Origin of the sequence: Corticicoccus populi (assembly GCF_042686195.1) — a bacterium.
GTDB classification, from domain to species: domain Bacteria; phylum Bacillota; class Bacilli; order Staphylococcales; family Salinicoccaceae; genus Corticicoccus; species Corticicoccus populi.
On record NZ_JBHUOQ010000001.1, the window covers coordinates 678,994 to 704,627 of the forward strand.

31 protein-coding genes are annotated in these 25,634 nt (G+C 37.7%); 2 read left to right on the forward strand and 29 right to left on the reverse strand.

The features are described from left to right. Positions 1-152: 152 nt before the first annotated feature. From ACFSX4_RS03555 to lepA, 9 genes are all read right to left on the reverse strand, one after another. Entirely contained in the window at positions 153-998 is an 846-nt protein-coding gene (locus ACFSX4_RS03555; RefSeq protein ID WP_377771606.1) for a S66 peptidase family protein, read from the reverse strand. Positions 999-1,319: 321 nt separating this feature from the next. Next, a complete protein-coding gene (locus ACFSX4_RS03560) occupies positions 1,320-2,045 on the reverse strand; it encodes an RsmE family RNA methyltransferase (RefSeq protein WP_377771608.1) in 726 nt (241 codons plus the stop codon). Positions 2,046-2,050: 5 nt separating this feature from the next. Then, a complete protein-coding gene (gene prmA, locus ACFSX4_RS03565; RefSeq protein ID WP_377771610.1) occupies positions 2,051-2,983 on the reverse strand; it encodes a 50S ribosomal protein L11 methyltransferase in 933 nt (310 codons plus the stop codon). A 3-nt stretch (positions 2,984-2,986) separates the two neighbouring features. Beyond that, entirely contained in the window at positions 2,987-4,114 is a 1,128-nt protein-coding gene (dnaJ, locus tag ACFSX4_RS03570) for a molecular chaperone DnaJ (protein ID WP_377771612.1), read from the reverse strand. Positions 4,115-4,204: 90 nt separating this feature from the next. After that, positions 4,205-6,031, reverse strand: coding sequence for a molecular chaperone DnaK (gene dnaK / locus ACFSX4_RS03575; RefSeq protein WP_377771614.1), 1,827 nt, complete (start codon positions 6,029-6,031; stop codon positions 4,205-4,207). A 31-nt stretch (positions 6,032-6,062) separates the two neighbouring features. Then, positions 6,063-6,638, reverse strand: coding sequence for a nucleotide exchange factor GrpE (gene grpE, locus ACFSX4_RS03580; protein ID WP_377771616.1), 576 nt, complete (start codon positions 6,636-6,638; stop codon positions 6,063-6,065). Next, the gene (hrcA, locus tag ACFSX4_RS03585) at positions 6,619-7,620 is read right to left on the reverse strand and encodes a heat-inducible transcriptional repressor HrcA (protein ID WP_377771618.1); all 1,002 of its coding nucleotides are present in this window, start codon (positions 7,618-7,620) and stop codon (positions 6,619-6,621) included. Before hrcA ends, grpE begins: the two co-directional genes overlap by 20 nt. A gap of 105 nt (positions 7,621-7,725) precedes the next feature. Next, on the reverse strand, positions 7,726-8,844 hold the full coding sequence (gene hemW / locus ACFSX4_RS03590) for a radical SAM family heme chaperone HemW (protein ID WP_377773437.1): 1,119 nt from the start codon (positions 8,842-8,844) through the stop codon (positions 7,726-7,728). Positions 8,845-8,886: 42 nt separating this feature from the next. Further along, on the reverse strand, positions 8,887-10,710 hold the full coding sequence (lepA, locus tag ACFSX4_RS03595) for a translation elongation factor 4 (protein ID WP_377771620.1): 1,824 nt from the start codon (positions 10,708-10,710) through the stop codon (positions 8,887-8,889). 161 nt (positions 10,711-10,871) lie between these two features. On the opposite strand from lepA, the gene rpsT reads away from it, so the two are divergent. Next, positions 10,872-11,117: a 30S ribosomal protein S20 gene (gene rpsT / locus ACFSX4_RS03600; RefSeq protein ID WP_377771622.1), complete on the forward strand. Its 246-nt coding sequence runs from the start codon at positions 10,872-10,874 to the stop codon at positions 11,115-11,117. A 36-nt stretch (positions 11,118-11,153) separates the two neighbouring features. Here the strand turns inward: rpsT and holA are convergent, their stop codons facing one another. Further along, the gene (gene holA, locus ACFSX4_RS03605; RefSeq protein WP_377771624.1) at positions 11,154-12,116 is read right to left on the reverse strand and encodes a DNA polymerase III subunit delta; all 963 of its coding nucleotides are present in this window, start codon (positions 12,114-12,116) and stop codon (positions 11,154-11,156) included. A 92-nt stretch (positions 12,117-12,208) separates the two neighbouring features. Here holA and ACFSX4_RS03610 point away from each other — a divergent pair, with 92 nt between their 5' ends. After that, complete coding sequence (locus tag ACFSX4_RS03610; RefSeq protein ID WP_377771626.1) at positions 12,209-12,349, forward strand: YqzM family protein; 141 nt, start codon at positions 12,209-12,211, stop codon at positions 12,347-12,349. A gap of 25 nt (positions 12,350-12,374) precedes the next feature. Here ACFSX4_RS03610 and ACFSX4_RS03615 read toward each other — a convergent pair whose 3' ends face one another. The 19 genes from ACFSX4_RS03615 to ACFSX4_RS03705 all read right to left on the reverse strand — a co-directional run bounded on the left by ACFSX4_RS03615 (position 12,375) and on the right by ACFSX4_RS03705 (position 25,628). Continuing rightward, entirely contained in the window at positions 12,375-14,453 is a 2,079-nt protein-coding gene (locus tag ACFSX4_RS03615; RefSeq protein WP_377771628.1) for a DNA internalization-related competence protein ComEC/Rec2, read from the reverse strand. 140 nt (positions 14,454-14,593) lie between these two features. Further along, positions 14,594-15,055, reverse strand: a complete 462-nt coding sequence (locus tag ACFSX4_RS03620; RefSeq protein WP_377771630.1) for a ComE operon protein 2 — start codon at positions 15,053-15,055, stop codon at positions 14,594-14,596. 16 nt (positions 15,056-15,071) lie between these two features. Continuing rightward, the gene (locus tag ACFSX4_RS03625) at positions 15,072-15,683 is read right to left on the reverse strand and encodes a helix-hairpin-helix domain-containing protein (RefSeq protein ID WP_377771632.1); all 612 of its coding nucleotides are present in this window, start codon (positions 15,681-15,683) and stop codon (positions 15,072-15,074) included. A 112-nt stretch (positions 15,684-15,795) separates the two neighbouring features. Next, positions 15,796-16,521, reverse strand: a complete 726-nt coding sequence (locus ACFSX4_RS03630) for a class I SAM-dependent DNA methyltransferase (RefSeq protein ID WP_377771634.1) — start codon at positions 16,519-16,521, stop codon at positions 15,796-15,798. Further along, positions 16,508-16,846: a ribosome silencing factor gene (gene rsfS / locus ACFSX4_RS03635; RefSeq protein WP_377771636.1), complete on the reverse strand. Its 339-nt coding sequence runs from the start codon at positions 16,844-16,846 to the stop codon at positions 16,508-16,510. Before rsfS ends, ACFSX4_RS03630 begins: the two co-directional genes overlap by 14 nt. Positions 16,847-16,850: 4 nt before the next feature. After that, entirely contained in the window at positions 16,851-17,420 is a 570-nt protein-coding gene (gene yqeK, locus ACFSX4_RS03640) for a bis(5'-nucleosyl)-tetraphosphatase (symmetrical) YqeK (protein ID WP_377771638.1), read from the reverse strand. Continuing rightward, positions 17,410-17,970, reverse strand: coding sequence for a nicotinate (nicotinamide) nucleotide adenylyltransferase (gene nadD, locus ACFSX4_RS03645; RefSeq protein ID WP_377771640.1), 561 nt, complete (start codon positions 17,968-17,970; stop codon positions 17,410-17,412). Before nadD ends, yqeK begins: the two co-directional genes overlap by 11 nt. Then, on the reverse strand, positions 17,967-18,263 hold the full coding sequence (gene yhbY / locus ACFSX4_RS03650) for a ribosome assembly RNA-binding protein YhbY (protein WP_377771642.1): 297 nt from the start codon (positions 18,261-18,263) through the stop codon (positions 17,967-17,969). The genes nadD and yhbY overlap by 4 nt, the downstream gene beginning before the upstream one ends. A gap of 4 nt (positions 18,264-18,267) precedes the next feature. Then, complete coding sequence (gene aroE / locus ACFSX4_RS03655) at positions 18,268-19,059, reverse strand: shikimate dehydrogenase (RefSeq protein ID WP_377771644.1); 792 nt, start codon at positions 19,057-19,059, stop codon at positions 18,268-18,270. 2 nt (positions 19,060-19,061) lie between these two features. Further along, positions 19,062-20,168: a ribosome biogenesis GTPase YqeH gene (yqeH, locus tag ACFSX4_RS03660; RefSeq protein WP_377771646.1), complete on the reverse strand. Its 1,107-nt coding sequence runs from the start codon at positions 20,166-20,168 to the stop codon at positions 19,062-19,064. 3 nt (positions 20,169-20,171) lie between these two features. After that, positions 20,172-20,696 (reverse strand): YqeG family HAD IIIA-type phosphatase, encoded by a 525-nt coding sequence (locus ACFSX4_RS03665; RefSeq protein ID WP_377771648.1) that lies wholly within the window; start codon positions 20,694-20,696, stop codon positions 20,172-20,174. A 194-nt stretch (positions 20,697-20,890) separates the two neighbouring features. Further along, positions 20,891-21,595 (reverse strand): 5'-methylthioadenosine/adenosylhomocysteine nucleosidase, encoded by a 705-nt coding sequence (locus ACFSX4_RS03670; RefSeq protein WP_377771650.1) that lies wholly within the window; start codon positions 21,593-21,595, stop codon positions 20,891-20,893. Further along, positions 21,588-22,058 carry a transcription elongation factor GreA gene (gene greA / locus ACFSX4_RS03675; RefSeq protein WP_377771652.1) on the reverse strand — a complete coding sequence of 157 codons (471 nt, stop codon included), beginning with the start codon at positions 22,056-22,058 and terminating at the stop codon, positions 21,588-21,590. The genes ACFSX4_RS03670 and greA overlap by 8 nt, the downstream gene beginning before the upstream one ends. A 24-nt stretch (positions 22,059-22,082) precedes the next feature. Further along, positions 22,083-22,700: a uridine kinase gene (udk, locus tag ACFSX4_RS03680; protein ID WP_377771653.1), complete on the reverse strand. Its 618-nt coding sequence runs from the start codon at positions 22,698-22,700 to the stop codon at positions 22,083-22,085. A 9-nt stretch (positions 22,701-22,709) separates the two neighbouring features. Beyond that, on the reverse strand, positions 22,710-23,330 hold the full coding sequence (locus tag ACFSX4_RS03685) for an O-methyltransferase (RefSeq protein WP_377771655.1): 621 nt from the start codon (positions 23,328-23,330) through the stop codon (positions 22,710-22,712). 104 nt (positions 23,331-23,434) lie between these two features. Continuing rightward, on the reverse strand, positions 23,435-24,565 hold the full coding sequence (gene mltG / locus ACFSX4_RS03690) for an endolytic transglycosylase MltG (protein WP_377771656.1): 1,131 nt from the start codon (positions 24,563-24,565) through the stop codon (positions 23,435-23,437). Positions 24,566-24,635: 70 nt separating this feature from the next. After that, positions 24,636-24,938 (reverse strand): DUF1292 domain-containing protein, encoded by a 303-nt coding sequence (locus tag ACFSX4_RS03695; protein WP_377771658.1) that lies wholly within the window; start codon positions 24,936-24,938, stop codon positions 24,636-24,638. A gap of 2 nt (positions 24,939-24,940) precedes the next feature. Continuing rightward, complete coding sequence (ruvX, locus tag ACFSX4_RS03700; RefSeq protein WP_377771660.1) at positions 24,941-25,372, reverse strand: Holliday junction resolvase RuvX; 432 nt, start codon at positions 25,370-25,372, stop codon at positions 24,941-24,943. Continuing rightward, entirely contained in the window at positions 25,365-25,628 is a 264-nt protein-coding gene (locus ACFSX4_RS03705) for an IreB family regulatory phosphoprotein (protein ID WP_377771662.1), read from the reverse strand. The genes ruvX and ACFSX4_RS03705 overlap by 8 nt, the downstream gene beginning before the upstream one ends. Between the last annotated feature and the right edge of the window lie 6 nt (positions 25,629-25,634).

Genomic DNA, 25,634 nt, shown 5'->3' on the forward strand with positions numbered 1-25,634 from the left:
TCACGTCATCTTGAATATTGTAAATATTCAAACTAAAATTATCAAGCTTTTTCCTCTTTTATATTGATTCTGTTTGATTAAAACCATAATAAAAAACCTTCAGTGACTGAAGGTTTTTAAATCCAATATTAAAAGTTACTCTCTAAGCACTATTACTGAATACTTTTGGATATGTTTATATAATCTCCTAATTTTAATGAATTGGAATTGCGTCCATGCCCAATTTCTTCTGTTTTAGCAATAGGAAGACTGTTATCCATTAAAATATTTTGAATTAGCTGCTCAACTGACTGTTTATAATTTTCCTGATAATATGTAAATGTTCCTAATAAAAGACCTGAGATTCTATCAAACTTATCTAACTCTTTTAATTGATGAACCATTGAGTACAAATTTTCTTCGCCACCGCCCAAACTTTCTAAAAAGAGTATCTTATTTGTTAAATCAGGCATATAACGAGTACCTGCTAACTTTAAAAAACAACGGATATTGCCACCTATCACGACACCTTTTATTTCACTGCCTTGAATAAACTTCCAGGCTGTTTGATACAAATCATCTGTATCATTAAGAAAAGAAGCTTTAAATTTATTGATTTGCTTTCCACTCTTATCCCACACCAAAGTCGAAACTTGAAATAACTCAACACTTTGGTCACTTTGACTAATCAAACTGTTGAGGACTGTTGTAATATCACTGTAACCATAAAATTTCTTTTTCTGATTTCGGATAAGTGAATAATCCAGATTATTCAAAACACCATTTGCTGTATCTCCTCCGGATATATCGAATATAGCATCTATTGTATTATCGGCATAATATTCATTCATAATCTGCGCTTTTTTTGCACCGTTAAAAAGTGTTCTTTCCAATAATGTCGGGCTGAGTACAACATCTAATCCTAATTTAGTTAACACCTGTTCGATTTTATATACTTCCTGAATATCTTTTGGCGGGTTAGAATTTCCAACCAACGCAACTTTTTGTATATTATTCATATTAAATAATTAGTACACTCCTTATATTTCTATTGATTTTTATGCCCCCTCATTCTTCAATACTGTTGGATATCGACTTTAATCTATATCATAAATTAGAATTACAGTTCTACAAATAGAGGTGATTAACAAAATATTAAGACTAGCTATCATGCAGTCACTATTATACACCGAAGTCATTATATCATTTAAATAAAAAAGACATTCAATTACACATAATGAGTCAACTATTTTGAATACACTTTGCCAATTTATCCGAGTGTACATTATAAAAAGCCTAAGCATATCTTGATGATACCGCCCAGGCTTTTTGACACTATATTAATCCACTATTAAGCTGACTGCGGAAAGGAAATATAAAGGAGCAGTTTCAGCTCTAAGAATTCGTGTACCCAATCTAACATTCTCAAAGTTTTCTGCTGTCTTCACTTCATGTTCTGAAAATCCGCCTTCCGGACCAAATATAAAAGCAATTTGTTTCTTACTTTCAATATTGTCCATGTGTTTTTTCAATGCTTTGGATTGATCAGTCGAGAGGTCTTCGTAGGCAAAGTATACTTCTTCATCACCACTTACATCAACATGATTCAATTTTGCAGCAAAGCTTATACGGGGAATCACCAATCGTTTAGATTGTTCACTCGCCTCTTTTACTACTTTTTCATAGCGCTGCAGCCGTTTTTGTCTTTTCTTATCATCAAGCTTCACAATACTCCGGTCTGCTTCATATATCACGAATTCTGAAGCACCGAGTTCTGTCGTTTTCTGCAGCATCCATTCAAATTTTTCTCCTTTTAACAAGGGACAGATGATTCTGACCTTTACAGGCAGTTCAGTATCTGAGGATTCCTGAGAAACTACTTTATATTGAATTGAGTCATTTACCTCTGTAACTGAACAGATAAATACATTTTTATCTGCGTCTACCATTTCAAAAGTATCATCCGGCTGAAAACGCATCACATTTTTCATATGATGCGTGTCGCTTTTCTGTACTTCCAATACGCCGCCGGTTTTTAATATTTGATTTGTAAAATACCTTTGCACAATTATCACACCTTTTCAGATAAAATCGCTGTCCAGCCGTCTTCTTCCAGGATATCAACGATTTTAAATCCTGCATTTTTAAGATGATTAATAATTTCATCACGTTTTTCAACAATGATTCCCGACGCAATAAACTGTCCGCCCTGATTTAAGCGTTCAAATGCATCATCAATCATCGCATCGATAACATGTGCAAGTATATTTGCAATAATCACATCAAATTGCCCGGATTCATTTTTTAGTAAATCACCAGTCTCTAATTGAATGTCTTCTGCGCAGCGGTTCAGTTCAAAGTTTTCTCTTGCCACTTTTAAAGAGAGTTCATCAATATCTGTCGCCTTTATGGATCTCACGCCCATTAAATGCGCACCGATTGATAAAATTCCGGATCCTGTACCGACATCGATAATTTTATCAGACGGGGTAATTATTTTTTCAATAAACTTCAGGCACATACTGGTTGTGGGATGATCTCCTGTTCCAAATGCCATTCCCGGATCAAGCTTAATGAGTTTATCATTTTCTTCCGGCGTATAGTCATCAAGCTCCCAGGAAGGTACAATAACAAAATCATCTGATACTCTGAAGCTGTGAAAATAATTTTTCCATTCATTTTCCCAATCTGATTCTTCGATTTCAGAAATTTTAATTTCAACTGAATCTTTATCAACTAAATCGCTGTTTTTAATAAATGTTTTAATTTGATCCATCTTGTCATCCAATGAGACAGTCTCATCAAAGTAAACAATCACCCTAATATCTTCCTCTGGATATTCATCAGCATTTAACCGGAATTTCTGTTCGAAATCATCAATGTTCTGTCTTAATAAATCAACGGAATACTCAATGGAAACACCTTTTGATAGAGTATTTAAAAACTCAGTGAACAAATCCTCATTATCTACTTTTGTATAGATTGATACTTCATGCCATTTCATCAATTAATCACCCTTAAAAAAACGTCTGGTACGATCCATAAAGCTTTCCTGCTGCTCATTAATATCTTCACCGCTCTGTTCGGCGAGGTCTCTGAACAATTCAACTTCTTTTTCCGATAATTTAGTCGGTGTAACCACTTTAACAGTGACAAACTGATCACCGTAACCATAGCCATGTACATTCTTCACACCTTTTTCTTTCAAGCGGAATCTTCTGCCTGACTGTGTACCTGCCGGAATTGTCAGTACTACTTCTGCATTAATTGTCGGAACTTTAATTTCATCACCAAGTGCCGCCTGTGCAAATGAAATAGGCAGTTCATAATGAATGTCATCACCGTCTCTTGTAAAACGTGAATCCGGCTTCACTCTAAAGACAATATACAAGTCACCCGCAGGACCGCCGTTTATGCCTGGTTCACCTTTTCCGTGAAGTCTTACCTGCTGACCGTTGTCAACACCTTCCGGTATAGTCACTTCAACTTCAACATCTTTCGTTACAGTACCTGCACCTTTACATTTGTTACATGGATCTTTAATTTCCTGACCGGTCCCGCCGCATGTCGGACATGTTCTTTCTGTTTGAATACGGCCGAATGGTGTATTTTGTTCTACTGCAACACGTCCGGAACCGGAACACATGCCACATGTTGACTTGGATGTTCCCGGTTTTGCACCGTTACCATCACAAGTGTCACACGTTACTTCTTTTTTAATCTTAATGGTTTTCACTGCACCGAATATTGCTTCATCAAAGTTGATGGTCATTGTATATTGAAGATCATCACCTTTTTGAGGTGCATTCGGATCCTGACGGCGTCCGCCGCCAAAGAATGAACTAAACACATCTTCAAAGCCGCCAAAGCCGCCGGCACCACCAAAACCACCGCCGCCTCCGCCGAACTGCTGGTTCATACCTTCATGTCCGAAACGGTCATACTGCGCCTTTTTGTCTTCATCAGATAATACTTCATATGCTTCTGCAATTTCCTTAAACTTTGCATCCGCACCTTCTTCCTGATTAATATCCGGGTGATACTTTTTTGATAATTTTCTATATGCTTTTTTTATCTCATCTTTAGAAGCTCCTTTTTGAACACCGAGAACTTCATAATAATCTCTTTTCGCCATTTACTATCGCCTCCAACTTTAAAATCATATCATTAAAAAAAGTCAAAGCCAAATCCATTGGCTTTGACTTTTATAAAAACTTACTTCAACTTACTTTTTATCGTCTTCATCTACTTCTTTGAAGTCTGCATCCACAACATCATCCTGAGATTCTGTGTTCTCAGCACCTTCTGCCTGTTGTTCCTGAGCCATTTGTTCATAAAGCTTCATAGATAGACCCTGGATAATTTCTTCAAGACTGTCTTTTTTAGCTTTAATGTCTTCCATGTCAGAACCTTCTAATGCAGTTTTCAATTCTTCTTTCGCAGCTTCTGCTTTTTCTTTTTCATCAGCTTCGACTTTATCGCCTAAATCTTCAATTGTTTTATCAGTTGTAAATACTAACTGATCTGCCTCATTGCGGAGGTCCACTTCTTCACGGCGTTTTTTGTCGTCTTCTGCATTATCTTCTGCTTCTTTAACCATTCTGTCGATGTCATCATCGGAAAGATTGGAAGAAGATTGAATTGTAATTTTCTGCTCTTTACCAGTACCCTGATCTTTTGCAGTTACATTAACAATACCGTTTTTGTCGATATCGAATGTCACTTCGACTTGAGGTACACCGCGTGGTGCCGGCGGAATATCCGTTAATTGGAATCTGCCGAGCGTTTTATTGTCGCTTGCCATCGGACGCTCACCTTGAAGAACGTGGATATCTACTGCCGGCTGATTATCTGCAGCTGTAGAGAATACTTGTGATTTACTTGTAGGAATTGTCGTATTTCTCTCAATCAGAACTGTTGAAACATTACCCATAGTTTCAATACCTAATGATAATGGTGTTACATCAAGTAATACAACATCTTTCACATCTCCAGAAAGAACACCGCCCTGGATTGCAGCACCCATTGCTACTACTTCATCAGGGTTTACACTGCGGTTCGGCTCTTTGCCGACCTCTTTCTTGATTGCTTCCTGTACTGCAGGAATACGTGTTGAACCCCCAACAAGAATTACTTCGTCAATTTCGCTTTTATCCAAACCAGAGTCTTTGATTGCCTGACGTGTCGGCTCCATAGTACGTTTAACTAAATCACTTGATAATTCTTCAAATTTTGCACGTGATAATGTTGTTTCAAGGTGCAGTGGTCCTGCTTCGCCTGCTGAAATAAACGGCAGTGAAATTTGTGTAGAAGATACACCTGATAAGTCTTTTTTCGCTTTTTCAGCTGCATCTTTCAAACGCTGCATTGCCATTTTATCATTTGATAAGTCGATACCATTTTCTTTTTTGAAAGTATCAACCAGGAAGTTGATGATGACTTCATCAAAATCATCTCCGCCGAGACGGTTGTCACCTGCTGTTGCAAGAACATCAAATACGCCGTCACCAAGTTCAAGAAGGGATACGTCGAACGTACCGCCGCCGAGGTCAAAGACAAGTACTTTTTGGTCCTGCTCCTGTTTATCCAGGCCGTATGCAAGTGCTGCAGCTGTCGGTTCGTTAATAATACGTTCTACTGCAAGACCGGCAATTTTACCAGCATCTTTAGTTGCCTGACGTTCAGAGTCATTGAAGTAGGCAGGAACAGTAACAACTGCTTTATCAACTTTTTCACCAAGATAGCTTTCAGCAGTTTCTTTTAAGTTCTGCAGAATCATTGCTGAAATTTCCTGAGGTGTAAATTCTTTATCTTCAATTTTTTCTTTATAATCTGTACCCATGTGTCTTTTAATGGACATGATTGTGTTCGGGTTTGTAATTGCCTGGCGTTTTGCTACTTCACCGACCTGGCGCTCACCGTTTTTAAATGCAACAACTGAAGGAGTTGTACGGTTACCCTCTGCGTTTTGAATTACTTTTGCTTCTCCGCCTTCTAATACAGATACAACTGAGTTTGTTGTACCTAAGTCAATTCCAATTACTTTACTCATTATATAATTCCTCCATCATATATTATATTATTTATTCGCTTACTTTTACCATTGATGGTCTCAGTACACGATCTTTCAGCTTATACCCTTTTTGGAACTCTTCAATCACGATACCTGATTCCTCTTCTGAAGCTTCAGACATTACTGCCTGGTGAACATTCGGGTCAAAAACTTCTCCGACACTTTTCACTGTAGTAATACCATGATTTTCGAATATATTTGAAAAATCCTTGTGAACCATCTCGACACCTTTTTTCAGTGAGACAAATGACTCTGAATCACCCTCGATAGCTAATGCTCTCTCCAGGTTGTCAAGTACAGGTAAAAGATTCTCAGCAAATTTCTGGTCTCTGTATTTGTTGTTTGTATCATTTTCCTGCTTGTTTCTGCGCTTAAAGTTCTCAAACTCAGCAAGCAGTTTTAAATATTTTTCTTCTTCTGTATCCACCTGTTGTTTTAAGCGTTCAATTTCTTCCTGCTTCTCATCGACCGCTTCTGTTTCTTCTGAGTTGTCAGTATTTTCATCAGTCTCCGGGGAGTCTGATACTGTTTCTTTTTGTTCTTCAGTTAAATCTTTTACCGCTTCATCAGTTTCTTTGTTCGTCACGCGAGTCACTTCCTTTTACATCCTGATTTTTAATGGCGTACAGGAGTTTTATGACTTCTTTATAGCCCATGATTTCAGGACCGATAATCATCAAATTCCCACTGACGCCAAATTGTTTGAAATTAGTAGTAATCACAGAAATCGAATGGTATTCCTTCTCCAGATCATCGCTTAGATATACTTCTACACCGTTCAAACGGTCGAGATCCACTATTGATGACAATTGATTGGTTTCAATCGCATCATACAGCATCTGCAGAGTATTCGAGTCAGAACTAATCTGCTGAATCAAATGATTAAAGCCTGAATGTCCGCTGACCATAGAAGGTCGTGTGACACTTGTCAGTGCTTCTGATATATCCATAATCAGTTGATTAATACTTGCTTTCGGATGCGGAATGTTTACCATTGTATCGATAAGCGCCAGTGATTGATCGGCAACTGCCTGATTCAGTAAATTACCGAGGAACTCAATTTCCTCCATCGTAACATCTGACGGCAGCGTCACAGGGATTTTCCTAATATCCCCCGTATCAAGCACCACGATAACCAATAAAAGATGCCCGCTGATCGGCGTTAAATACAAAGCCTTGACGACCTCGTTTCTGCCTGTAAGGGACACTTGAGTCAAATGGTTTGTCATTTGGCTTATCTCTCTGGCAATTTCCTGTGATATAAGTCCGGGGTCCTGAACCCCTCTGTAATTCAATCGATACGGCTCTTCCAGGCTGTCATCAAGATTCTCACTCAAAATACTGATATAGTATTTTAAAGCTTGTCTTGAAGGTATTCTCCCGGCTGAAGTGTGCGGTTTCGTTAAAAAACCGTCCGCTTCAAGCTTAGCCATATCATTTCTGACGGTCGCGCTCGATATATCCAATGAATATTTCTCAATTAAATACTTTGAGCTAACCGGATTCATTGTCTTCAAAAAATCATCCACAATGTGAAAAAGGATAATCTCCTGTCTATTTGTGAGCATTGACTCCACCTCATTAGCACTCTATCTCCTCAAGTGCTAATTATAATTTATCAAATTGGTCAAAGTATGTCAATGATGAAGCCTCACTTTTTTTAACTTCTTTAACTATAATAAAAATTCGCTGAAAACCTCATTGCCTACAATACGTCCGTGCTTTGTGAGAGCAATATAATCATCGTTCCCTGCTATCAGATTTTTATTCTCAAGCTCATTAATTACAGAGCCGTACACACTTTCAATGTCACTGCCGAATTTTTCTTTAAAACGTGTTTTGTTTACACCCTTATTCATGCGGAGACCGAGAAACATCTCTTCCTCCATTCTTTCCTTATCCGATATTTCAATGACTTCTTTCACAACGCTGCCGGTTTCATTCATGGTATTAATGTAATGATTAACCGGTTTGATATTATAGTAGCGCCTGCCAGGTGTATAGCCGTGACTTCCGGCACCGGCACCGTAATAATACTCATTTTTCCAGTACGTTTTATTATGCATGGATTCAAACGCCTCTTCCGCAAAATTTGATATTTCGTACTGCGGATAGCCGAGGGCAGTTAAACCTTCCATCACACGTTCATATTTCTTCTGTTCAATACTGTCATCAGCAATTTTCATCTTACCGGCTTTAATCTTATTATAAAACACCGTATGCGGCTCAATAATCAATGAATACCACGATACATGCTTCGGGCGGATCATTTCAACATGTTTGAGACTGTCTTCAATATCCCCCGTAGATTCTCCCGGCAGATTATACATTAAATCAATAGAATAATTACTGAGTCCAATTTTATTTAAATGATTGATACTATTGTAAATGTCATCCAGCTGGTGTGTCCTTCCAAGAACTTTTAACAGCTCATTATTAAATGTCTGAATGCCGAGACTGATTCTGTTTACACCGTGTGCATTAAGTACATTTAACTTTTCTTCAGTTAATTCATCCGGATTCGCTTCAAAACTAAATTCATGCGTCACTATAAATGTCTTGTTAATAAACACCAGCAGTCTGTCGAGCTGGGATACTGTCAATGCAGTCGGTGTACCGCCCCCGACAAAGATTGTTTTGAAGGTTCGGATTTCAATTTGTGACAATTCTTGTATCAATGCATCGATATACTCATCCACCGGCTGATTTTTTATCAGCACTTTATTAAAATCACAATAAGTACATATCCGATTGCAAAAAGGAATGTGAATATACAAACTGTCCATTTTTATCTCCTAACAACATATAAGCCACTAATATTAGTGGCTTATTGTTTAATCATCATCCATTTTAAGTACAGCAAGAAATGCCTCCTGAGGAATTTCCACACTTCCGACTGCCTTCATCTTCTTCTTACCTTCTTTTTGTTTTTCAAGAAGTTTACGCTTACGGCTGATATCTCCGCCGTAACATTTGGACAGGACATTTTTACCCATCGACTTAATGTTTGTTCTGGATACAATTTTCTGCCCGATTGCTGCCTGTACCGGCACTTCAAACTGCTGTCTCGGTATCAGGTTTTTAAGCTTCTCAACAATGATTTTCCCACGGTCATAGGCAAAATCTCTGTGAACAATAATGCTTAATGCATCAACCTTCTCACCGTTTAAGAGAATATCCATCTTCACAAGTCTGCTTTCTTTATAGCCGATTAATTCATAGTCGAAAGAAGCATAGCCTTTCGTCTGTGATTTCAGCTGATCAAAGAAATCAAAAACAATCTCTGATAACGGAATTTCATAAATGATATTCACTCTGATATCATCCAGATAATCCATCGTGATAAAGTTTCCGCGTTTTCTCTGACAAAGTTCCATTACAGCACCCACATAATCATTAGGAACCATAATTGTAGATTTTACGTAAGGCTCTTCAATGCGGTCAATCTTCTGAGGATCCGGCATTTGTGCAGGGTTGTCCACTCTCACTTTAGAACCATCCGTTAAAGAAACTTCATAAATTACAGACGGAGCGGTTGCGATTAAATCGATACCGAACTCACGTTCAATCCTTTCCTGTACTATCTCCATGTGCAGGAGACCGAGGAAACCGGTTCTGAAACCGAAACCTAACGCCTGAGATGTTTCCGGCTCATACTGCAGTGATGAATCATTAAGTTCCAGCTTTTCAAGCGCATCTCTTAAATCATTATATTTCGCTGAATCAATCGGATACATTCCACAGAACACCATCGGGTTCATCTTTTTATAACCTTCCAAAGGTTCTGTTGCAGGATTTTTCGCAAGCGTAATTGTATCGCCGACTCTTGAATCACTGACATTTTTAATAGATGCAACAATAAAACCAACATCGCCGACAGACAGTTCATCTACAGGCATCGGCTTAGGAGTGTTAATCCCCACTTCCGTCACTTCAAACTCTTTACCTGTCGCCATCATTTTGATGCGGTCTCCGGCTTTAACTGAACCTTCAACGATACGGATTGATGAGATGACACCTTTATAAGGGTCAAATACAGAGTCAAAAATTAATGCTTTTAACGGCGCATCAATATCTCCTTTTGGAGGCGGCACTGTTTCTACAATTCTTTCAAGAATTTCTTCAATACCGATATTCGCTTTCGCGGAGGCCTGAATAACATCATCTTTATCAAGTCCGATAACATCCTCAACTTCCTGCGCAACTCTTTCCGGGTCAGCTGCCGGAAGATCGATTTTGTTCATTACAGGAACAAGTTCCAAATCATTATCCAGTGCCAGATAAACATTTGCGAGCGTCTGCGCTTCAATCCCCTGAGCGGCATCGACTACGAGCACTGCACCTTCACAAGCTGCAAGAGACCTCGAAACCTCATACGTAAAATCGACGTGTCCCGGTGTATCAATCAGATGAAATATATAGTCTTTTCCATCTTTTGCTGTGTACTTCAAGCGTACAGCATTTAATTTTATTGTAATACCTCTTTCACGCTCAATATCCATTGAGTCCAGTAACTGTGCCTTCATGTCTCTTGTCGCAACAGACTGCGTATTTTCTAAAATACGGTCTGCAAGCGTAGATTTACCATGATCAATATGGGCAATAATTGAGAAATTTCTAATCCGTTCCTGTCGGGTAGTGCGGTCATTTTGATTCATTAACGGTCCAACTTTCCTTTTACTCGAATGTTCATATTATAACAACTAGAAGATTTTTCTTCAATTCATTTTCTGCTTTATATTGCATCCGTGCGACACTTTTGGTACAATATTTCTTGTTGCAATTAAAGTTGTACAACTATAATTTGGAGGTGAATCTTATGCCTAATATTAAATCTGCAATTAAACGTGTTAAAACTAACCAAAATGCGCAGGATGCAAACATTGCTCAGAAAAACAAAATGCGCTCAGCAGTAAAGAACGCTAAAACTGCTAAAGAAAACAATGCAGAAAACGCTGGTGAATTAGAAAGCTACGCAGTGAAACTTGTTGATAAAGCTGCTAAAAACAATTTAATTCATGATAACAAAGCTGCACGTGTTAAATCACAATTGATGTCTAAATAATAAAAAAACCTTCTTTAAGTAGAAGGTTTTTTATTTTTATATTTCAAGCAAAAATAATTCAAATAATGTTTCCCTGTCTAAATAACTGGATTTAAACCGATAATCCATATCACGGCATTTCACCATTTTCTCTTCCAGTACATTCTGCTGATATCTTCTTACTTCACGCTGTGCAAGTTTGACTCTGTACGGATGCACTTTAAGTTCCCTCGCAATATAATCCTGTTGAAATCCTTCACCCATCAACAGTTTCACCTGATATAACAGTCTGAACTGACTGATGATTAAATGCAGAAGCTGCATGGGTTCTTCTTTTTGAAGTATCAACTCTCTGACAAGTTGTACCGCTTCAGTTTTTCTGCCGTTCAAAATATATTCTGTCAGTTTAAATATATTCTGTTCCAAAGAGATACTGACTATCTCTTCAACATCCTGATTTGTCACATTATCATCTACATAAAGCATCAGTTTTCGAAGTTCATTTGTAACAACCGTATAGTTCATTCCCGTCCTATGCAGAAATAACTGTGCTGTTTCATCACTCATATTAATATTTTCTTCCTGCAGATTTTTTTTGATATATTCAAGCAGTTCATTTTCAGTCATTTCCGATATTTCTGTAACCTGTCCATTTTTCTGAATCAGCTTAGTCAGCTTTTTACGCTTATCAAGCTGTTCATTGAACACTTTAAAAATAATCAGAGTATCATCATTTTTATTTGAAATGTATTCAAGCAGCAAATCAATATCGTGATTCACATCACTTTTCACCCTGGCCCCTGTAAATGAAAAGACATCATTAATAATCAGAGCCTTCTTATCAGATAAAAATGGCAGTGTCTGTGCTTCTTCAATCAGTGCTTCGACCGGTGTTTCTTTATAGTTGAGTGTAATCAGATTAAAGTCATCCGGCTCACCGACATACTGTTTAGAGATTGACGCCGCTTTTTCATCAATCCGCATGACGTTGCTTCCATATATAAGTTGAATTAAATTCATGTTTGTCCCACCTTTAAACCGATAAATCTATTATAGCTTTTTTTTAATATTTATCATATACTAGATTATGAGAAGTTAATGGGGGTTTTCGTATGAATAAATTCGAAAAACAAGTGCAGTCTAAAAACAATGATGTCATTGATGCGGGTCTTGCATTTGTTGTCGGCTTACTCGGCTTCACTGCAATTTATGTAATTGCTCAGGCCTTTGAAATCGTGAGCAGACTCTGGTAACTGATATTTTAAAAGACGAATGTTTTCATTCGTCTTTTTTTATACACAATTTTTTCTCATCAGTGAGTTTTGCTTCACTGCACATTATATTTTCACGAATTTTAAAACGCACCATGCCGTCAGTTACGGTACTGTATATGTGTGTATTCCCGACTCTTTCCATCACTTCAGTATCCGGGTGATGATACCTGTTGTTTACTCCTGCAGACACAAGAACTGTGTGATAGTTTACAGCACTGAGAAACTCCTCTGTTGAAGATGAATTTGAACCGTGATGTGCGAGTTTTAATACGTCAGCAGTGACATCCTGACCACTATTAATTAAATTTTCCTCCATGTCCCCTGTCATATCTCCAGTCATTAAAAATGTATATGCATTCATTTTTAATTTCAGTACAATTGAGAAATCATTCGATGATTCTGAACTTGATAAATAATCAAAGTACAGATTTTGAATTTCTATATTTCCTGCTTTTAAACTTCTGAAACTGTTTGAATCAATCAAATCCCCTTTAAAATTTCGAAGATCTGAATACCATTCCCGAAATTTGATATCCATCTGATTGACCACAAGGCGCTCCACCTTCAATTTCGAGATTATATGCTTGCTCTCACCCATATGATCAATGTCCATGTGCGTTAATATCATCATGTCTATTGTATCTATTCCCTGTTCCTTTAAATACGGAAGAATATTCTTCTCCGACTGCTTCACATTTGAATCATCCATGTAAAATCTGCCGCCGGTATCAATTAGAACCACCGTATCATTATTATGGTCTTCAATAATAAATGCATCACCCTGTCCGACATCCACCATTGATACTGTAAAATCATTATACTGAATTTTATTGTTCAAAAATAATAAGACGAAAAACACTAAAGCAGTGAAAATCAACTGTCTATAACGGCCTAAAAGAAGCATCTTAGACATGATATACGTCAAAATCACTAAAACAACAATCAGAAAATCATTCATATTCCTTACCGGGAAACGGTGTTTAAAAGCACTTCCGAGAAACATGATTAACTGCTGGAACCAGGTAAATATCCATTCGATTAAATCATTAAAGAAATAAGTGGAATTTAACAGAACAGCCAAATTATACAGAATGACTGCTGGAAAAATAATGATCGAGAACAAAGGAACAAAAATCATATTCATTACTATACCGCTCATACTAATTTCATTAAATTGCACAATAACAATCATAATAGTAGATAATTCAGCAATCACTGTAATACCGAAAAGCTGCTTTACTGGAGAAACATCTGCAAAAAATGTCCGGGACAATAATATAAAATAAGTTGTAATGTATGACAGCTGAAAGCCTGCATGAAAAATCACCAACGGATTCATCATAATTTGAATTAGTGCCGATACAGAAATGACCGTTAAGTACGGCTTCCTGCGGAACATTGATGTGATAAACAGAACAACAGCCATAAACACTGCTCTGAAAACACTGGGGCTGAAGAAATTAAACAGGAGAAACAGAATCAATACTGTAATCAACAGCCATTTAATCGTTTGAATCGTCAGTCTCATCTTTTTGAATATGAAAAAAAGCACTCCGGTGATAAATGCCACATGTGTGCCTGAAATTACATATAGGTGATATATACCGAGTTTCTGAAGTGCATCAAAAAATTTCGACTCAATGTATGATTTGTTGCCGATGGACAACGTGATGACATCGAATTTAAAGCTGCCGCCTGTACTGCTTAAAATTTTATTAATATAGTCAGATCTCATTTGACTGATTTTCATTATGAAAGATTTTTCAACCGGTTCACAGTGCTGAATGTCGTCATCGTATATCCTCCCGTCGACACCATTCATTAAGAGCCTGAGACGTTCATTCTTTTTAATGAAATTTCGTTCTTCACCCGGAACTTCAATTGAAAACGGACCGCTGCACCGGTCTCCGATGAGAAGCTTCTGAGATGAATACAGATCAAACTTATTCCCGTCTGATTCAACAATGTAGCTTAAACTTTCTCTGTAGTACTTATAATCCACTACAACAAATGAGGGAATGCTCTCAACTGCATCACTGTATGTCATTTGATCTGCGAAAATAAAAGTGATGATTGTCGTCAATAATACTAAAGCACCCATCAGTTTATTCGTGCATCTTCTGACGGCGATAAGTAGCGTGACGAGCAAAAAAAATAAGCCCGCAAAGGGGCTTATCGTCAATATGAATCCTGTAATAACGGCCAACAGCACTAAGAAGGCTGTCATGAGAAGGTTTCAAAGTAACGTGCTATTTTTTGTTTATCAAGATGAATGCGGTGGTATTCCACACCTGTTTTGTCCAGTAATTCCAATGCATACGGATGATTTTTATAATCTTCCGCATAGTAAATGTTTTTAATGCCTGCCTGGATAATTGATTTCGTACAATGGACGCAGGGAAAATGCGTGACATAAATGCTCGCACCTTCTGTTGATACCCCGAATTTTGAACACTGCAGTATCGCATTGATTTCTGCATGAATGGTTCTTATACAGTGACCACCCTCAATATAACACCCGGCATCAATACAATGGTCTTCGCCGGATACAGAGCCGTTATACCCGCCTGCAATCACCCGGTTGTCTTTAACAATGGTTGCCCCTACCTTTAATCTCTCACAAGTGGAACGGAGTCTTAACAGGTGGCTTTGTGCCAGAAAATATTCGTGCCAGTCTATACGCATTTTATCCCCTCTTTCTCTATTCTATTGTAATATACGGTTCGAGACTTTCAAATGTTTTTTCACCGATACCGGAAATATTCATCAGGTCTTCTTTTTTCATAAACAGCCCGTTCGCTTCCCTGTACTCAATAATCAGTGCTGCTTTCTTCTCGCCGATGCCGTTTAATGTCGTCAGATCATTTATATCAGCTGTATTAATATTTACAGTATCCGTTTCCTCAGACTTTTCATCTTCGGACGAAAAATCAGCTTCGACTTCTTCACCTTCGTACGGCACATAAATCACCATCTCGTCCGATATTTTTTGAGACTGATTGACACTCTTCAAATCAGACACAGAGAGAAGCCCCGCCATATCAAGTACATTAATCACACGGGCATCTTTCGCAAGCTCATAAACACCAGGTGATTTCACTGCACCTTTCACTTCTACAAAAAATGTTGATGATTCTGCTTCAACCGATTCAGTTTCCGCGTCTTCAGTTTCAGGCACTGTATCCTCTATTTCTGCACTTTCAATCACTTCAATATCCTTACTGTTCATCAGCCAGAAAACAGATAATATCAGTATGACTGCAGCGCCTCCTGCAAAATACCATTTAAACTGATTGATAAATTCTTTCACCATCTTATCTCTCCTTTTTATAAGACCCTATACTTATATATGGAGGAAAATCAGCGTTTTACTTTTTAAAAATATAAGTAAATAAATAAACTCAAAAAAACTTTGTAACTAATAGTTACAAAGCCTTTTTTACGATATAAAAATTTCTGTCGGAAATATCAATAATAGAGTGATCGATATCGAAGTCACTGAAAGCATTCACACATAAAAGCCCTGATTTTTCGAGCATATTGAGAATATCTTCATGAGTATAGGTTCTCTGAGTATATACTTCATCATATCTTTCATATTTATTATTTTCCTGTTTGATAAAAAACGTCATATCATGTGTCACAGTGAGCGGTGTCTCTTCACGAACTGCATTCCATATATATACGAGATGTTCGGTCTCATCACTGTAAGTCATATCCATGAATTCTTCATTCATTTTATATACACTGTGGACATCGAAAATAAATACACCATCGTCTTTTAGATGACTTGCAATATTTTTTAAGGCTGTCACAAATACATCCGGTCCACTGCAGTAATTCATCACGTCAGCAGTCGCAGTAATCATATCGAACTGTCTTGAGAGGTTGAAATCCGTCATATCCCCAACAAAATAATTAATATCAGGATGTTTTGTTTTGGCAATATCAATCATTGTACTTGATATATCCAGTCCTTCAACATTTGAAAAATCAAGCCTGCCGGTTAGTTCACCCGTTCCGCAGCCGACATCAAGCACCGATTCCCTCTCTTCTTTATAGTGATGAATAATATCGAGCCATAAGTTATACGGCATGTCATATGTCAGCTCATCATAGTATTCACTTAAAAATGCCTTATTCGACTCCAACATGCTCACCATTTGTAAACAGACGTTCTAAATTGTAATACTCTCTTTCAGGTTTATAAAATACATGGATAACCACACTGTGGAGGTCACAAAGAATCCATTTCGCATCCTTGTAGCCTTCAATCAGCGGCTCTATGTCATTGTCTCTGGCAACTTCTTTAACTTCATCAGCAATGGCCTGCACCTGTCGGTCTGATGTACCATGGCAGATTAAATAATAATCACACACAGAACTTGTTTCTCTTACATCAAATTTCATTATATCTTCAGCACGCTTATCATCACATGCTTCAATCATTTTGTTCAGTAATTCTTCCGTAGACATTCAGTCACTCCTTAACCATATTATAATAATTGTAACACTCAACAGTGTTTTGATAGATTGAACGGTTCTTACTAATTAAATGCTCCAGATTGGCTTTTGTAATTTCATATACTGCCAAATCCAGATTTTTTTGTTCAAAAACTATTTTTCTGATTTTCTCTACACCCGGCTGTGTACGTTTTGGTTCAATGTAGTCGGCAACAAAAATAATTTTCTCGACAAGGACCATATGTGCCCGTCCGGTTGTATGATTTTTAATCGCCTGAAAAATTTCTTCATCATCTACACCGTACTGTTCTCTCATCTTAACCGCAGCAACAGGTCCGTGAAGAATCTCACTTTTAAAACCAAGCAGTCTCGGATTTAATTTATATTTTGTGACCACCTGATACATTTCACCAAGTTCATCATATTTGGAATAGTCATGCAGTATTCCGGCAAGATAACATTTTTCTTCATCAGCATTAAATATCTCCGCCATTTGAAGTGCTGTTTTCGCTACTCTTTTTGAATGCTTATAACGTCTTTCAGGGAGTTTTTCTTTAACAATTTCTTTGGCATCCTTACGTTTCATACAAATTGTTCTCCTTTATATAACCGTACACACTTTCCGGCAATAAATGACGGTATTCATCTTGTTTTTTTATCCTGTGTCGTATATCCGTTGAAGATATCTCTATGACCGGCTGACCGACATCTATAAACGGTTCTAAAATCACGGCATTACTATCATGTCTTCTCATGACTGCAAAGTGTATCATTTCAAGCAGTGATTGATACCTGTACCATTTTTCAAAATTATCATACTGGTCTGTACCGATTAAAAAATAAAGTTCATCCCCGGCATACTTGTTTGTTAAATACTTCACTGTATCATAAGTATAGCTGAGTCCTTTGTTCTTAAGTTCAAAAGTATCAATTTCAAAAAACGGATAAGATTCAACTGCAGACTCAAGCATTTGAAGTCTGTTTGTATCACTGCCGGGCTCTCCCTTATGCGGAGACTGAAAGGCCGGAATAAAAATCACTTTATCAAGCTTCAGCGTCTTCCGAGCCTCCACAGCAGAGATCATATGCCCGGTATGCACCGGATCAAAAGTACCGCCGAAAACACCTATTTTCATGATAATTCAATCTGTTTATGATTCACAGATTCTTTATACAGTATGATTGTGTTACCGATTATTGTCACGATATGACTGCTGGTTTGTCTGCTGATGTCATCTGCGATTACATCTTTGTCTTCCAGACAGTTCTGCAGTACGGAGACTTTTATCAGTTCCCGTTTCTCAAGAACATCACTGATTTGATTTATAAAGTTATCGGTAACACCATTTTTACCGATTTGAAAAATAGGTTTTAAATGATGCGCCGATTTTTTCAGTTGTTTTACTTCAGAAGAAGTTAGTTTTTCCATAATTTCATCCTCCAAGATGTGACTTTAAAGCCTTATTTACAGCCTGATAATCGCCGTCAATACCGGTCCATATCTTAAAAGCATGCATCGCCTGATATACAAGCATAGGCAGTCCGTTCATAGTGTTTTTCTGATTAAAGTAAGTCAGAAATTTTGTTTTTTCAGGATTGTATATTAAATCAATACCAATCATTTTATCATTAACAAGCGCAGCATCCAAGTTCAAAACTTCAAACAAATCCTCATCTTTCAGACCGACCGGTGTTGCATTTATAATGACATCATAATTCAGATTTTCAACACTCGAAACCGGTGTGAAATCATCTATAATAAAACTTTCGAAACTTTCTTTTCTTCTCGCATAAATATATACCTCGTCACCGAGATCTGAATGTGCACGATGAACTGCTTTTGCCGCACCGCCTGCACCAAGAATTAATATCTTTCTCCGTCTGTCTTTGAAAGCATCCAGATATGCACTTTTATAACCGGAGACATCCGTGTTATGTCCGATATACTTTCCGTCTTTGATGTGTACAGTGTTAACCGCACCGATTTGTTTCACATTTACATCCACTTCATCAAGATATTTCATGATATTCTCTTTATGCGGAACCGTTACATTAAAACCTGACAACTCATTTTCAATGGCAGTATCACGTATGACACTTAAATGATCAGGTGTCACATGAAGCGCCTGATAATCTGCATCCAGCTGCAGTGCCCTAAAATTGGCACGGTGTATTAAGGGAGACATCGTATGACTTATCGGGTCGCCGATGACAGCAAAATTCATAACTATACGCCCCCTTTAAAGATGGTCGGACGAACAGAAACTTCAACTCCATCCGGAACTTTGACAGTCACTTCCGCACCGCTTTGAACCGCTACAAAAGCGAGACCGCTGATTAGAATATCACTGTCTTCATTCATTTGGAAAGTGATGTCCTTACCGTTCTTTAGAAGCAGTGATTCGTCGAGCTCCGGCGGCCCTAAAAGAGTGTTGTAGTGTTTCTCATAAAACTCATCTGCCCGTTCTAATTTAGTACGGTGAATAGTTAAATGCTGACAACCGTATATACTGAAACTCGTGCGTCTGCCGCCGGTAAAATCAACCCTCGCAAGGTTCCCTATAAATAAAGTCTGTTCAGGATTTAACTGAAATGTTTTCGGTTTAATTTCCTTAGCCGGTGTAATATATTTTAAGTCTTTCGGCTTTACATAATGAGCCATCTGGCTTGGTACGACAATTCCCGGTGTATCATAAATAAAATGCGATTCATCCAAAGGAATATCGATTAAGTCAAGAGTCGTTCCAGGGAAACGGCTCGTTGTAATCACATTATCATCTCCTGTTGAACGTTTAATCAATTGATTGATTAACGTTGACTTCCCAACATTCGTTGTTCCGACTACATAAACATCCTGATTACTGCTGTATTTGGAAATCACTTCAACAAGTTCGTCTACACCATCATTTTTTAATGCACTGACAGCAACTGTTTCTACTGCTGTAATACCAGCTTCTTTCAGCATGTGTTTCGCACGGTGAATCAATCGTTTTCTGTTTGTTGATTTAGGCAGTAAATCCAGCTTATTAATAACAGCAATGACTTTTTTATCCCCTACTATTCTGTTGAAGGATGGTACAAGACTGCCGTTAAAATCAAATACATCGATGACTTTAACAATAACACCGGTTGTTTCATAAAGTGAGTTCAGCATTGTTAAAAAGTCTCCGGATGCAACATCCACATCCATCACTTCATTATAATGCTTCAGCCGGTAACACCTCTTACAAATTGCATCTTCTTTCATTAAGCCGCTCTCCGGAATATATCCCGGTTGATTCTGATCATTCGACTGCAGTGCAGCACCGCATCCGATACATTTCAATTCACCCACGCATTAATCCTCCTTACTCAATAATCCTCGTTTATTAAAATATCTCATAATCATTCTTTCCATTCGTCTATTTAATATTGTTGCGAGACCGTCTTTATCTTTTACAGGAATCACAAGAATACTTTTCATATTCACTCTATTTGCTCCGAAAATATCCGTCATTAACTGATCTCCAACCATAACTGTATTTTCAATATCCGCGTTCATTTCTTTAACTGCGCGTCTGAAGTTTTTTGACAGTGGTTTTCGCGCGCTGCAGATATACTGGAAACCGTTCGGTTCACAAAATGTTCCGACACGGCCGCTTTTGCCGTTCGACAGAATCATTACATTTATACCGTTCTCTTTCAGATTACTAAACCATTCCACAACCTCATTATCTGCATCAGGCTCATCGAAAGCGACAAGTGTATTATCAAGATCTGTCATCACTGTATTAACACCCATATTTTTCAAACGCTCCGGTGTAATGGCTTTAATATTCTCAACATAAGAAGTCGGTAAAAAGTATTTTTTTAGTAAATTCAATATCCGTACTCCTCATCATTTTTATTTACTTTATTTTATCACAAAAGAAAAGCACCTTAACGATTTAAGGCGCTTTTCTTTTACTCGATAATTTCGTTATCTTCTGTTTCTGTTTCGCTGTAAATCAAATAACCTATTACAACTGTAATAATGATTGAAAGAATCATTAGTAATAGCATACGGTCCCCTCCAGATTACAAGTCCTTTATCAATAATTTTACAACTTCCGATGAATTTACACAAGCTTTCTTCAAAAATTCATCATATGTCATATCTGCACTGTCATCTGCCTTATCTGATATAGAGCGCACGATCACAAACGACGTTGAAAACTGATAGCATGTCTGTGCAATGCTCGCGGACTCCATATCGACAGCAAGTGCCTGTTTAAAATTACCGGTGATTTTCTGTTTCTGATCACTGTCTGCGATAAATGAATCACCACTTACAATGAGACCCGTATGGCCGTTAACATTTCCAAGTGACTGAATCGCATTATAGCTTCTTTTTACAAGACCCTTATCTGCGATATAGTAACGCGGCATCCCGGGCACCTGACCAAGTACATAACCAAACTCCCTTGCATCAACATCATGATGAAGGACCTCAGATGAAACGACCATATCAGTCACATCCAGCTTATCGGAAAGGCTGCCTGCAACACCGGTATTGATAACAATACATACATCAAAACGTTCTATCAGAAGTGCGGTAATCATACTTGAATTGACTTTGCCGATTCCACTTTCGACAAGCACCACATTTTTGCCGTCAAGCGTTCCAACAAATACTTCAACATGTGCAATGTACTCAGTTGAAGTGATATCCATCCACTCCTTCAGGATATCTACTTCCGGTTTCATCGCACCGATAATGCCAATGACATTATTATTAGTCAATGGAAACGATTTTCACTTTCATATCATTGCCGTTTGGGAGCGGAACATTAATTTCATCTTCTAATTTCGCTCCTAAAAGCGATTTTGCGATTGGAGATTCATTGGAGATTTTACCTTCGAATGGATCTGCTTCAGCACTTCCGACGATTTGATACTGCTCTTTATCTCCGTCAGGCAGTTCAATAAATGTTACAGTTTTACCAAGTTGAACACTGTTATTATTGTTGTTGTCTTCAATAATTTTCGCGTGTCTGATCATGTCTTCAATTTTTGTGATTTCCTGTTCTACAAATCCCTGCTCGTCTTTTGCTGCATCATACTCTGAGTTCTCGGATAAATCACCGAAACTTCTTGCTACTTTAATTTTTTCAACAACTTCCGGTCTTTTTACTGTAATTAACTGTTCAAGTTCTTCCTGTAATTGTTCATATCCACTTTGTGTCATTGGAAATTCTTTTTGCATTATAAAACCCTCCGTATATTATTTCTAATTAATTAATGTTCTGATTTTAGTAGTAATTAAGTCAATAGCAACGTAATTTTCTCCGCCCTCTGGGATGATAATATCGCTGTGCCTTTTTGTCGGTTCGACAAATTGAAGATGCATTGGACGGACAACTGATAAATATTGATCAATTACTGAATCCATAGTTCTGCCGCGCTCATTAATATCACGCCGCATTCTCCTTAAGATTCTGATATCCGAATCCGTATCCACGTAAACCTTCACATCCATCATTTGACGAAGCTGTTCATTTTCAAGTGCGAAAATACCTTCGACAATAATCACTTCTTTTGGATCAACAGTAATTGTTTTTTCACTTCTTGTATGCTCTGCATAATTATATGTGGGAATCTCAACGGATTCCCTGTTGATTAACTGATTGATATGCGTAATTAAGAGATCATTATCAAATGCAAACGGATGATCATAGTTTGTCTTCAGCCGTTCATCCATCGTTAAATGGCTTTGATCTTTATAATAATAATCCTGCTCAATTAATACCACACTATGCCCTTCCAAAGCTTCCATCACCTGACGGGTAACAGATGTTTTTCCAGAACCGGAACCGCCGGCAATACCAATAATTGTTGGTTTCTCCATGATTATAACCTACCCTTTTGTAATGACTAATAATCCGTCACCGACAGGTAAATATGATGTTTCATGATTAGACTCTGCCAATTTTTGATTAAAATCATTTACTTTTTCTCTCAGTTTTCTGCGGTTTCTGCTGCTCAATTCTTCTTCAACGATCTGTCCCCGCAAAAGAATATTGTCTACAATAATTAAGCCGCCTTTTTTTATATACTTACTGTATTTATCAAAAAATAATTGATTGTTACCTTTAGAAGCATCGATGAATAAAAAATCCAGTGATTCATATAAAGCATCAGGTTCAAAAGTTTTGGCATCACCTTTTATTGCAGTGACACGCTCAGAAACTCTGTGATTTTCAAAATTTGATAATGCCGTTTGATGCTTTTCCTCATCTATCTCAATCGTTATTAATTTTGAGTCCGGAAAAACGGATAATAGATGCAGACCGCTGTATCCAATCGCCGTGCCGATTTCCAAATAATTCCTGGCACCTGAAATTTTCAATAAATGTTTAACCACAGTCAGGGCATCAGAATCAATAATTGGAACATTATTTTCGATGCCGTATTGATAGACATCAGAAAATATTTCATCTTTTGTGTTTAAATTTTTAATATAAGACATTATATCCATATAAACTCACCATATACAAAAAATACAACTGATAACAATTGTTATCAGTTGTTCTAACCATTATTGATATATTAGCATATCACATCTATTTTGAAAAGTACCTTTTATTCCTGGTTGTTAATGTACTCTTCTCTGTTTTCTATGTGTTGTTCAAATGTTTCTGCAAAGTGATTGTTTCCTTCACTGTCTGACAGGAAGTAGTAATAATCCGTATTAGAAGGGTTCAGTGTACTTTGTACAGATTCTTGACCTGGTGAAGATATTGGTCCCGGCGGCAGTCCCGTATTCAAGTACGTATTATACGGATCTTCAACCTCTAAATCTTCAAACAGTGTTCTTTCCTGATGTTCACCGAGTGCATATAATACAGTCGGGTCTGTTTGAAGCGGCATTGCAGGGTCAGAAGCCAGACGATTCAAAAATACACTGGCAATCATTGAACGGTCCGCAAGTGATGTTGCCTCCATCTCTATTAGTGAAGCAAATGTCAGGAATTCATGGAATGACTGATCCTGATACTCTCCCTCAAATTCAACCTGATAGTCTTCAACTGCGTTATATTCCTGGAAGCTGTTGGACTGTGTTGCATCAAGCATCTGTCTGATGATACTTTCAACAGTCGGATCTTCTTCAGTAATATCATATGTTGCAGGGTATAAATAACCTTCAAGCGGGAACTTGATATCGTCTGCCAGAATTTCATCTGTCAGCATTTCCGGATATTCTTCAATCAGTTCCTGAATGAATGACTCATCCTCCATGACCTCCATGAAACGCGCAGCAGATACAGGCGCATTTTCTTCAATCTGCGTAGCAATCTGATCAACTGAATAGCCTTCAGGAATCGTTACTCTGTATAGAACTTCCTGATATACAGTACCTGTTTCAAGTGTTCTCGCAATCTGCTCATAATTCATTGAAGGAGAAAGTTCATAATCCCCCGCCTGATAATCCGAGATACTGTTTAATTGTAAGTATATATGAAACATTGTTCCGTTGCCTATAATTCCTTCACTTTCGAGGATGTCGCCAATTTCACCGCCGCCGGATCCCGGAGCGATTGATACTTCAGTCATTTCTGTAGAATTTTCATCAAGCGGCTCGGAAGATGATGAAATATAAAAATACACAACGATGCCGCCTATAATAATTGCGAGAGCAAGTATTATTATTATAAACAGCGATAAGTAAGACGAGACACTTTTAGAAAATCGAATGTCATCTGATTTAGCCATAAAATACTCCTGTTCTTGTTAAAGAAGCTTCCAATACCTCTTATTGGAAGCTTTCTTCTGAAAATTATTTTTACTCTTCAGGTTCATCCATTTGAGTATTGACAACTTCTTCAATCATATCCCATTCCTCATCAGTTTCGACAGGCAGGAATTTACCGCCTTCGCCGTCTTCATCAGGAACATTAATCATTGGAATCAATTCAATATCTTCATCATCATCACTGAAGTTTCCTTCTTCAGCTAATATAATATAGTCTTTCCCAAATTCAGGATGGTGAAACTCCAGCATTTTGCGGTATAGTACCTCGTTGCCGTCTTCATCATACAGAGTCAGTAACTCTTCTTCAGAGTTGAATTCCATCTCTTGTGTCATTGTTATTCTCCTTTAGCCGGATTATCTAGATATCCTTGTAATATAAACACAGCTGCCATTTTATCAATAACTGCTTTTCTTTTTTTGCGGGATACATCAGCTTCAAGTAAAGTGCGTTCTGCACCCATGGTACTCAATCTTTCATCCCACAATTGTATTTTAACATTTGGAAGATGTTTCGCAAGTAATTTACTGTATTCAATAGAACGTTCTCCGCTTTCGCCGATGGAATTATTCATATTCTTCGGCAGTCCGATGACTACAGTTTTCACATTGTGTTCTGAGACGATATTTTCAATTTCTTTAAAACCATATTTACCATTATGATAATCTATCTTTAATGTGGTGATTCCCTGGGCTGTCCATCCGAAAGCATCACTTACCGCAACACCAACAGTTTTTGTTCCGACGTCCAGCCCTAAAATTTTATCCATTGATTTCCCGTTCGATATATGTTCTCACAAGAACTTCCATAATCTCATCACGGTCTACATGACGAATCTGGTTGCGGGCCTCATTATTACGCGGAATATACGCTGGATCACCGCTTTGTAAATATCCCACCAATTGATTAATCGGCTCATATTCCCGTTCTTCAAGAGTGTTGTACACATTAGTTAAAATTTCTTTTACATGCTTCGCGCGTGAGTCTTCTACGTTAAATTTCATAGTCTCATCAAAACGTCCCAAAATAAA

Excerpts from the sequence above, each read along its gene's own strand:
- ACFSX4_RS03555 (WP_377771606.1), bottom strand. The coding sequence starts at position 998 with ATGAATAATATACAAAAAGTTGCGTTGGTTGGAAATTCTAACCCGCCA.
- prmA (WP_377771610.1), bottom strand. The coding sequence starts at position 2,983 with ATGAAATGGCATGAAGTATCAATCTATACAAAAGTAGATAATGAGGAT.
- dnaJ (WP_377771612.1), bottom strand. The coding sequence starts at position 4,114 with ATGGCGAAAAGAGATTATTATGAAGTTCTCGGTGTTCAAAAAGGAGCT.
- dnaK (WP_377771614.1), bottom strand. The coding sequence starts at position 6,031 with ATGAGTAAAGTAATTGGAATTGACTTAGGTACAACAAACTCAGTTGTA.
- hrcA (WP_377771618.1), bottom strand. The coding sequence starts at position 7,620 with ATGCTCACAAATAGACAGGAGATTATCCTTTTTCACATTGTGGATGAT.
- lepA (WP_377771620.1), bottom strand. The coding sequence starts at position 10,710 with ATGAATCAAAATGACCGCACTACCCGACAGGAACGGATTAGAAATTTC.
- rpsT (WP_377771622.1), top strand. The coding sequence starts at position 10,872 with ATGCCTAATATTAAATCTGCAATTAAACGTGTTAAAACTAACCAAAAT.
- holA (WP_377771624.1), bottom strand. The coding sequence starts at position 12,116 with ATGAATTTAATTCAACTTATATATGGAAGCAACGTCATGCGGATTGAT.
- ACFSX4_RS03610 (WP_377771626.1), top strand. The coding sequence starts at position 12,209 with ATGAATAAATTCGAAAAACAAGTGCAGTCTAAAAACAATGATGTCATT.
- ACFSX4_RS03620 (WP_377771630.1), bottom strand. The coding sequence starts at position 15,055 with ATGCGTATAGACTGGCACGAATATTTTCTGGCACAAAGCCACCTGTTA.
- ACFSX4_RS03625 (WP_377771632.1), bottom strand. The coding sequence starts at position 15,683 with ATGGTGAAAGAATTTATCAATCAGTTTAAATGGTATTTTGCAGGAGGC.
- rsfS (WP_377771636.1), bottom strand. The coding sequence starts at position 16,846 with ATGTCTACGGAAGAATTACTGAACAAAATGATTGAAGCATGTGATGAT.
- yqeK (WP_377771638.1), bottom strand. The coding sequence starts at position 17,420 with ATGAAACGTAAGGATGCCAAAGAAATTGTTAAAGAAAAACTCCCTGAA.
- nadD (WP_377771640.1), bottom strand. The coding sequence starts at position 17,970 with ATGAAAATAGGTGTTTTCGGCGGTACTTTTGATCCGGTGCATACCGGG.
- yhbY (WP_377771642.1), bottom strand. The coding sequence starts at position 18,263 with ATGGAAAAACTAACTTCTTCTGAAGTAAAACAACTGAAAAAATCGGCG.
- aroE (WP_377771644.1), bottom strand. The coding sequence starts at position 19,059 with ATGAATTTTGCTGTCATCGGCGACCCGATAAGTCATACGATGTCTCCC.
- greA (WP_377771652.1), bottom strand. The coding sequence starts at position 22,058 with ATGCAAAAAGAATTTCCAATGACACAAAGTGGATATGAACAATTACAG.
- udk (WP_377771653.1), bottom strand. The coding sequence starts at position 22,700 with ATGGAGAAACCAACAATTATTGGTATTGCCGGCGGTTCCGGTTCTGGA.
- ACFSX4_RS03685 (WP_377771655.1), bottom strand. The coding sequence starts at position 23,330 with ATGGATATAATGTCTTATATTAAAAATTTAAACACAAAAGATGAAATA.
- mltG (WP_377771656.1), bottom strand. The coding sequence starts at position 24,565 with ATGGCTAAATCAGATGACATTCGATTTTCTAAAAGTGTCTCGTCTTAC.
- ACFSX4_RS03695 (WP_377771658.1), bottom strand. The coding sequence starts at position 24,938 with ATGACACAAGAGATGGAATTCAACTCTGAAGAAGAGTTACTGACTCTG.
- ruvX (WP_377771660.1), bottom strand. The coding sequence starts at position 25,372 with ATGGATAAAATTTTAGGGCTGGACGTCGGAACAAAAACTGTTGGTGTT.